The 1,108-nt window shown below is 62.7% G+C and carries 1 protein-coding gene; it reads left to right on the plus strand.

Features of this window, described 5'->3' with window-relative positions:
* Positions 1 to 1,108 (plus strand): IS66 family transposase (gene tnpC / locus BM131_RS19870; RefSeq protein ID WP_090192203.1); only part of this gene is annotated, 1,108 nt, incomplete at both ends.

Consider the following 1,108-nt stretch of genomic DNA (forward strand, 5'->3'; position numbering starts at 1 on the left):
TCTTCGAGGAGATCGAGACGGGTATCTCGGCCCTGCGGGCGCAGGTGGGCAAGGGCCAGGCTTCACAGGAGAAGCGGGCACCCCGGCCACGCAAAGGCTTCCCGCCGCATCTCGAGCGTGTTGAAGTGGTCATTGAGCCTGACGACCTGCCGGAAAATGCCGGCAAGCAGAAGGTGCTGATTGGCGAAGATGTGGCCGAACGGCTTGATGTGATCCCGGCGAAGTTCCGGGTCATCATCACCCGCCGCCCGAAATATGCGTTCAAAGGCTGGGACGGTATTATCCAGGCTTTGGCCCCAAACCATATCATCGAGAGTGGTCTGCCGTCTGAGGCGTTGCTGGCACAGATCGCGGTCTCGAAATACGCTGATGGGCTGCCGCTCTACCGGCAGGAGGGTATCTATGCCCGTGATGGCGTGGACCTTGACCGCCGGCTGATGGCCCAGTGGATGGGCCGGGTTGGCTTCGAGCTGGATATTCTCGCAGACCATGTCCTGCGTGAGATCCTGAAAGGCGACAGGGTCTTCGCGGATGAAACCAGCCTGCCAACCCTCGCCCCTGGCAACGGCCGCGCGAAAAAAGCCTGGCTCTGGGCCTATGCCCGCGACGACACGCCTTTTGGCGGAAGTGGTCCGCCGATGGTGGCCTATCGCTTTGAGGACAGCCGGTCCGGAGACTGTGTGCAGCGGCATCTTGGGGGATATCGCGGTATCTTGCAGGTGGACGGCTATGCCGCTTACAGCAAGCTGGCACGCAAGGCTGGCGGCAACGATGGTCCGCTGTTGGCGGGATGCTGGGCGCACAGCCGACGCCGCTTCTATGAACTGCACACGACCGGTGCCTCCGAGGTCGCCACCGCAACGATCGAAATGATGACGGAGCTCTGGATGCTCGAGGCGACTGTTCGCGGTCAAAGCCCCGAAGCCCGCGCTGCCGCACGCCAGGCTGTCTCCGCACCGATTGTCGCTGCGCTGTTCGCGCTGTGGGAGCGGACCCTGCCGCGCATCTCGGGCAAGTCGAAGCTGGCAGAAGCACTGCGCTACGCCATGACGCGTCGTGAGATATTCGAGCGCTTCTTGATCGACGGCCGCGTCGAGTTGGATTCCAA

This window comes from Loktanella salsilacus, assembly GCF_900114485.1.
GTDB classification, from domain to species: domain Bacteria; phylum Pseudomonadota; class Alphaproteobacteria; order Rhodobacterales; family Rhodobacteraceae; genus Loktanella; species Loktanella salsilacus.